The organism is Nonomuraea sp. NPDC001684, from assembly GCF_053596515.1.
The window spans coordinates 1-6,233 of record NZ_JBSFGJ010000512.1 but is presented as its reverse complement, the minus strand read 5'-3'; the positions used below and the strand labels follow the sequence as shown (position 1 = coordinate 6,233).

At 70.4% G+C, this 6,233-nt stretch carries 8 protein-coding genes and 1 tRNA gene; all 9 read left to right on the top strand.

Features of this window, described 5'->3' with window-relative positions; genetic code table 11:
* The first annotated feature begins 57 nt into the window (after nt 1-57).
* Nucleotides 58-384, top strand: a complete 327-nt coding sequence (locus ACWCSD_RS45600; protein ID WP_352323564.1) for a PadR family transcriptional regulator — start codon at nt 58-60, stop codon at nt 382-384.
* The gene (locus ACWCSD_RS45595; RefSeq protein ID WP_449924827.1) at nt 381-1,319 is read left to right on the top strand and encodes a hypothetical protein; all 939 of its coding nucleotides are present in this window, start codon (nt 381-383) and stop codon (nt 1,317-1,319) included. Before ACWCSD_RS45600 ends, ACWCSD_RS45595 begins: the two co-directional genes overlap by 4 nt.
* An 18-nt stretch (nt 1,320-1,337) precedes the next feature.
* The gene (locus tag ACWCSD_RS45590) at nt 1,338-2,132 is read left to right on the top strand and encodes a uracil-DNA glycosylase (RefSeq protein ID WP_449924824.1); all 795 of its coding nucleotides are present in this window, start codon (nt 1,338-1,340) and stop codon (nt 2,130-2,132) included.
* Nucleotides 2,133-2,227: 95 nt separating this feature from the next.
* Nucleotides 2,228-3,544 (top strand): NAD(P)/FAD-dependent oxidoreductase, encoded by a 1,317-nt coding sequence (locus tag ACWCSD_RS45585; protein WP_449924821.1) that lies wholly within the window; start codon nt 2,228-2,230, stop codon nt 3,542-3,544.
* Nucleotides 3,545-3,624: 80 nt separating this feature from the next.
* Complete coding sequence (locus tag ACWCSD_RS45580; protein ID WP_352353003.1) at nt 3,625-4,137, top strand: glycine cleavage system protein R; 513 nt, start codon at nt 3,625-3,627, stop codon at nt 4,135-4,137.
* A complete protein-coding gene (locus ACWCSD_RS45575; RefSeq protein ID WP_358294502.1) occupies nt 4,134-4,658 on the top strand; it encodes a peptide deformylase in 525 nt (174 codons plus the stop codon). Before ACWCSD_RS45580 ends, ACWCSD_RS45575 begins: the two co-directional genes overlap by 4 nt.
* Before the next feature lie 49 nt (nt 4,659-4,707).
* Nucleotides 4,708-4,783 (top strand) — tRNA-Leu (locus tag ACWCSD_RS45570).
* Between the two features lie 365 nt (nt 4,784-5,148).
* Nucleotides 5,149-5,940, top strand: a complete 792-nt coding sequence (locus tag ACWCSD_RS45565; protein ID WP_358294501.1) for a Bax inhibitor-1/YccA family protein — start codon at nt 5,149-5,151, stop codon at nt 5,938-5,940.
* Nucleotides 5,941-6,099: 159 nt separating this feature from the next.
* Nucleotides 6,100-6,233 (top strand): DUF4287 domain-containing protein (locus ACWCSD_RS45560; RefSeq protein WP_449924830.1); only part of this gene is annotated, 134 nt, incomplete at its 3' end.

The following is a 6,233-nucleotide window of genomic DNA, read 5'->3' as shown; positions in this document are numbered from 1 at the left end:
GGAGCCGCCCGGTTCTCTTGTTGCCACTACTGCGCATAGCGCAGTACTCTGCTTCGCGTGGATAGCAGCCAATTGCTCAAGGGCGTGCTCGACCTGGCCGTGCTGGCCGTGCTCGCCGAGCGCGACGGCTACGGCTACGACGTCGTGCGCCGGCTCAGGGAGGCGGGCCTGGAAGAGGTGGGCGACGCCTCCGTCTACGGCACGCTGCGCCGCCTGTTCAAGGCCGGCGCGCTCAACTCCTACGTCGTGGCCTCCGACGAGGGCCCCCACCGCAAGTACTACGGGCTCAACGAGGTCGGCCGCACCCTGTACGCCACCTCCGCCAAGCGGTGGGCGTCGTTCGCGGCCACCATGGATTCCCTGCTCAAGGAGGGCCACGCATGACCACGCCGGAACAGTACGCGCAGGCCGTCCGCGACGCCCTGGCCGGTCACCCCGACCGCGAGGAGCTGATCGAGGACCTCGACGACCATCTGGCCGAGATCGCGGCCGAGTCCGACCTGCCGCTGGAGGATCGGCTCGGGCCGCCCGCCGCGTACGCGGAGGAGCTGGTGGCCGCCTACGGAGGGCGTCCCCAGAGCCGCCGGAGTCGCCGTCCGCGGCCCCGCGCGTGGGCGGCGCGGGCGCATGCCGGGCTGCTGCGGCACAAGCCGTACCGGAGCTTCGTGGCCTTCCTGCCCGAGCTGCGGCCCGGCTGGTGGGTGCTGCGCGGCTACCTGCTGGCCATGCTGCTGCTGGCGATCACGGCGCGCGGCGGCGTCGTCCCGGCGAACCTGGCGGAGTGGGCGCTCGTGGCGGTGGCGGTGTGGGTCTCGGTGTGGTTCGGCCGGGCCCGCGGGGGGCGCTTCGCCGCGCTGCTGGCCACGGGCGTCAACCTGGTGGCGGCGCTGGCGCTGCTCGCCGGCATGGCGACGGTCTCCGACCGGGACGACCAGCCGGTCGCGATGGCGGCGCCGGCCGACGTGATGCTGGTCGGCGACGGCCTCGACGTCTACAACATCAAGCCGTACGCCAAGGACGGCAGCCCGCTGACCGACGTCTACCTCTACGACCAGGACGGCAAACCGATCACGGTCAGCCCCGAGGACCACGGGTACATGGTCGACCGGTCCTGCGGCGAGCCGGTGCTCAACCGCTACCCGCTGCCGCTGGTCCAGCAGCAGGAGATGATGGCCGACAACGGCATGCCCACGGCCGCGCCCACCGCGTGCCCGACGGCCTCCACGGCGCCCCTGGCCCCGTCGGCGACGCCCGCGCCGACCGCCACCGCCACCGCCACCGCCACCGCCACCACACCCGTGCCCGAGAAGACGAGGTGATCGGGCACCATCGGTGTCATGAGCTTCGTACCACCCGGCACCGGCTGGCCCGGCGATCCTGCCACCCCTGACACCCCGGTGGCCCACGACCCCGCGGACGTGCGCCGCCTCGCCTCCACCACCGGCACCCTCGCGGAGCTCACGGCCGCGCAGTCCGTCTGCCGCGCCTGCCCGCGTCTGGTGGAGTGGCGCGAGGAAGTGGCGCGCGTGCGGCGGCGCGCGTTCGCGGACGAGACGTACTGGGGCCGTCCCGTCCCCGGGTGGGGGGCCGAGCGGCCGAAGGTGCTGCTGGTCGGCCTGGCGCCGGCGGCCCACGGGGGCAACAGGACGGGCCGCATCTTCACCGGCGACCGCAGCGGCGACTGGCTGTTCGCCTCGCTCCACCGCTGCGGCCTGGCGGCCAAGGAGACCAGCACGTACGCCGGCGACGGCCAGGAGCTCATCGACACCAGGGTGCTGGCGTCGGTGCGCTGCGCGCCTCCGGCCAACAAGCCCACGCCGGAGGAGAAGGCCGCCTGCTTCCCGTGGATGGCGCGGGAGGTGGCGATGGTGGCGGAGAGCGTACGGGCGGTGGTGGCGCTCGGCGGGTTCGCCTGGCAGGCCATGTGGCCCGCGCTCAAGGACGCCGGCTACGAGCTGCCGCGCACCCGCCCCCGCTTCGGCCACGGCGTCGAGGTCGAGGTCCGGCACGGCGCCGCCCCCGTCACCCTGATCGGCTGCTACCACCCCAGCCAGCAGAACACCTTCACCGGCCGCGTCACCGCCCAGATGCTGGACGACGTCTTCCTCCGGGCCAGGTCACTGGCGGTGTGACGCGTCCCACCATCCCCGGGTTGGACTCTCCGGAAGGGCCCGACGTAAGCTTGTGAATGCTTTCACAAGCATTCCACGAGGGATGGGGCCTCAGGATGAACAAGCACATCTTGATCGTCGGCGGCGGTTACGTCGGCCTGTACACCGCGCTAAGACTGCAGCGCAAGCTCCACCGCGAGCTGCGCGGCGGCGAGGCGCGCATCACGATCATCGACCCCCAGTCCTACATGACCTACCAGCCGTTCCTCCCGGAGGCGGCGGCGGGCAACCTCTCGCCCAGGCACATGGTGGCCCCGCTGCGCCGGATCCTCCCCAAGGTGCGCATACTCAACGGCACGGTCACCAAGGTCGACCACGCCGAGCGCGTCGTCACCTTCCAGCCCGCCGAGGGCGAGCCGCGCCAGGTGGCCTACGACGTGATCGTGATGGCCGCCGGGTCGATCTCGCGTACGCTGCCGATCCCCGGGCTGACCGACATCGGCATCGGGTTCAAGACCGTCGGCGAGGCCATCGCGCTGCGCAACCGCGTGCTGCACCTGCTCGACGTGGCAGAGTCGACCGTCGATCCCGAGGTGCGGCGCAGGGCGCTCACGTTCGTGGTGGTCGGAGCCGGCTTCGCGGGCGTGGAGGCGCTGGCCGAGCTGGAGGACATGGCCAAGGACTCCACCCGCTACTACCGCAACATCACCCCGGCCGACCTGCGCTGGGTCCTCGTCGAGGCCACGAACCGGGTGCTGCCCGAGGTCGGCCCCGAGATGGGCAAGTGGACGCTGGAGCAGCTGCGCGAACGCGGCATCGAGGTCAAGCTGGACACCAGGCTGGAGTCGTGCGAGGGCGGCCACGTCGTGCTCAGCGACGGCACCGAGTTCGACGCCGAGACCCTGGTGTGGACGGCTGGCGTCAAGCCGAGCCCGGTCGTCAACGACAGCGACCTGCCCCTGGACGAGCGGGGCCGGATCAAGACCACCGCCGCCCTGACCGTCGCCGGCACCCGCGACGCCTTCGCCGCCGGCGACGCGGCCGGGGTGCCCGACGTGACGAACCCGGGCCAGTACTGCGCCCCCAACGCCCAGCACGCCGTGCGCCAGGCCAAGGTGCTGGCCGACAACATCGTCCGGCACCTGCGGGGCGAGCAACTGGTCGATTACCACCACAAGTATGTCGGATCGGTCGCCGGGCTGGGCCTGCATCAGGGCGTCGCCAATGTCTATGGCGTCAAGCTGCGCGGTTTCCCTGCGTGGTTCATGCACCGCACCTACCATCTGTCGCGGGTGCCGACGCTGAACCGCAAGGTCCGTGTCGTCGTCGACTGGACCCTGGCCCTGTTCTTCAAGCGAGAGACCATCTCGCTGGGTGAGATGGAGCATCCGCGCGACGGGTTCAGGGCCGCGGTGGCGACGACCCGCCGCTAGCCCAGGTACGGCAGCGCCCCGGCGAGCATCGCCGGGGCGTTTTCGGCACCCGTGGACGCAATGCGGAAGGGGTACCACGGGTGGGGCTCTCAGCGGTGACCGTGCTCGGCGTGGACCGGCCCGGCGTGATCGCCGCCGTCACCGGTTCGCTGGCCGACTGCGGCGCGAACATCCAGGACTCGACCATGACGCTGCTCGGCGGGTACGTGGCGATGATGCTGCTGGTCTCCGGCGACCTCGACCCCGCCGAGCTGACCAAGCGGCTCGGCGCGCCCGAGCTGGTGGTCTCCGCCTCGGCGATCGAGGCGCGGCGGCACTTCTGCGACGACGGCGGCGGCCTCGGCTACGTCCTGACCGTGCACGGCCCCGACCGGCCGGGCATCATCTCGGCCGTCAGCGCCGTGCTGGCCGCCGACGGCGGCAACATCACCGGCATGAGCACCCGGCTCACCGGCCGCCTCTACGTGCTCATCGCCGACGTCGAGCTGCCCAAGGACGTCGACGTCGCCGCCCTCATGCGCCGGCTGGCGGCGGTCGGCGCCGGGCTCGACTCGGAGATCACCTTCCGTCCCGTCGAGCCGGACCTGCTGTGACGGGCGCCAGAGGCACCCCGCGCCAGGTGCTCGGCGCGCCGCACCCGGCGCTGTCGGCCAGGGCCGAGCCGGTCGACCCGGCGGCCCCCGAGACCGTGCGGGCCGCGGCCGACCTGCTCGCCACCCTGCGCGGCGAGACGGCCATGACGGGGCTGGCCGCCCCGCAGATCGGCCTGAGGTGGCGGCTGATCGCCTTCAACGCCTGGGCCCACCCCCGGGCCCGGTCATGGGCCGGGGAGCTTGTCCTGGTCAACCCTCGCCTCACGAGCGCCTCCCACTGGGACGGCGGGCGCGAGGGGTGCGCGTCCATCGCGGGGCTCATGGCCGACGTGCGCCGGGCGACGCGTATCACCGTACATGGGCATTTGCCAGGCACAGGGGAGCCGGTCGTCATCGAGGCGGACGCCTTCGAGGCCCGCTGCATTCAGCACCAACTGGACCATCTGGACGGTCTACTCTTCTTGGACAGAGTGCCAGGGGCGCTATCACTTCACCGCAGACTTCACAGTTGTGACGCCTGATGCGAAGTTGTGCTCCTCGGAAGCATGGTCCGTTTCGTATGATTGCGGCGCCCCCGTAGCCCAATGGCAGAGGCAAACCCCTTAAAAGGGTTGTAGTGCGGGTTCGAATCCCGCCGGGGGCACCATTCTTAAGTGTCCCCGACCTGGGGTTTTCTCCGAGTGAAGCGTCTTGTCGCATCCGGTGGTTCACTACTGCTGTCAACCCGTCACACAATGCTTCCAGTCGTTTGCCGGGAAGACCCGGTCTGGTGAGGCATCCGGAAGATTCCGTTTTCATCACGAAACCCAACAGAAGCCGGTTTCCATTGGTTGCGACGCAGTTACTCGCCGCCCGGCCGCCGGCCCCGGACGGCCGTCCCGGCCTCGGGAACTCGTGCGAGGTCACGTTCGTTGTCTCGCTGCCGAAGTCCCCCCCGACGAACTTCGATCTGAGCGTGAGTTGACCTAGGTGCCGCCAGGCCCCGTAGGCTCGGCGCCACAGGAGGCAGCGATGGAGAGCAAGAACCCCGTATTCGGCAGGGCGCGCCAGCAGCGCGCGGGTTGGGCCGGCCCGGCCCCGTCACCCGACACCCTGCGGAACATGTACGACGCCCCGTCGTACGCACCCCCGGCCCCGCCCGCCTACCGGGCGATGACCCTCGACGACGTCGTCGTCCGGGGCTTCCTCACCCTCGGCGCGCTCGTCGTGGCCGCCGCCGCGACGTGGGTGCTCAACGTCCCCCCGATGGTGGCCGTCGGCGCCGCCGTCGTGGCCCTCATCCTCGGCCTGATCGCCTCGTTCACCCAGAGCACCAACCCGGCGCTCATCCTGGGCTACGCGGTGTTCGAGGGCGTCTTCCTCGGCAAGATCAGCCAGCTGTTCGAGGGCGCCATCAGCGGCATCGTCTTCCAGGCGGTGCTCGGCACGGCCTTCGCCTTCGGCGCGGTGCTGACCGTCTACTCGCTGCGGGTCGTCCGCGTCACCCCCAAGCTGGTCAAGTACGGCATGGCGGCCGCCATCGCGGTGGTCGGGCTGGTGCTGGTCAACCTGCTGGTCGGCATCTTCAACGGCGTCGGGCTCGGCCTGCGCACCGACAGCCCGCTCGGCTACATCTTCAGCATCGTCATGATCCTGATCGGCTGCTTCTTCCTGCTCCTCGACTTCGACTCGATCGAGCAGGGCGTGCGTCAGGGCGTTCCGGACAAGTTCGCCTGGCAGTGCGCGTTCGGCCTCATGCTGAGCCTGGTCTGGATCTACCTTGAGGTGCTCCGCCTCATCAGCTATTTCACCGGCGACGACTGATCGTTCATCTCCTGGGGGCCTCGCCGTAACCGGCGGGGCCCTCTCTTTGTGCGACCGGAAATCTACCTGCCGTCACAGAATGATGCCTGGCCGGGGGGTTGCCATTCGCAGCGCGGTGTTGCAGTGTCGAGCAAAGGACCTTAATCCGCGGAGGTGCCCATGTCCTTGAACCACTCACCGGAGACGCAGACGAAGCTCATCGCAAGGGTCCCCACGATAACGGGACGCGAACTCCCCGAGTGGTTCCAAGCCATCGACAACGGCCCATCCTTCCTGAGGTGCGACGAGCGGGC

Excerpts from the sequence above, each read along its gene's own strand:
- ACWCSD_RS45595 (WP_449924827.1), top strand. The coding sequence starts at position 381 with ATGACCACGCCGGAACAGTACGCGCAGGCCGTCCGCGACGCCCTGGCC.
- ACWCSD_RS45590 (WP_449924824.1), top strand. The coding sequence starts at position 1,338 with ATGAGCTTCGTACCACCCGGCACCGGCTGGCCCGGCGATCCTGCCACC.
- ACWCSD_RS45585 (WP_449924821.1), top strand. The coding sequence starts at position 2,228 with ATGAACAAGCACATCTTGATCGTCGGCGGCGGTTACGTCGGCCTGTAC.
- ACWCSD_RS45565 (WP_358294501.1), top strand. The coding sequence starts at position 5,149 with ATGGAGAGCAAGAACCCCGTATTCGGCAGGGCGCGCCAGCAGCGCGCG.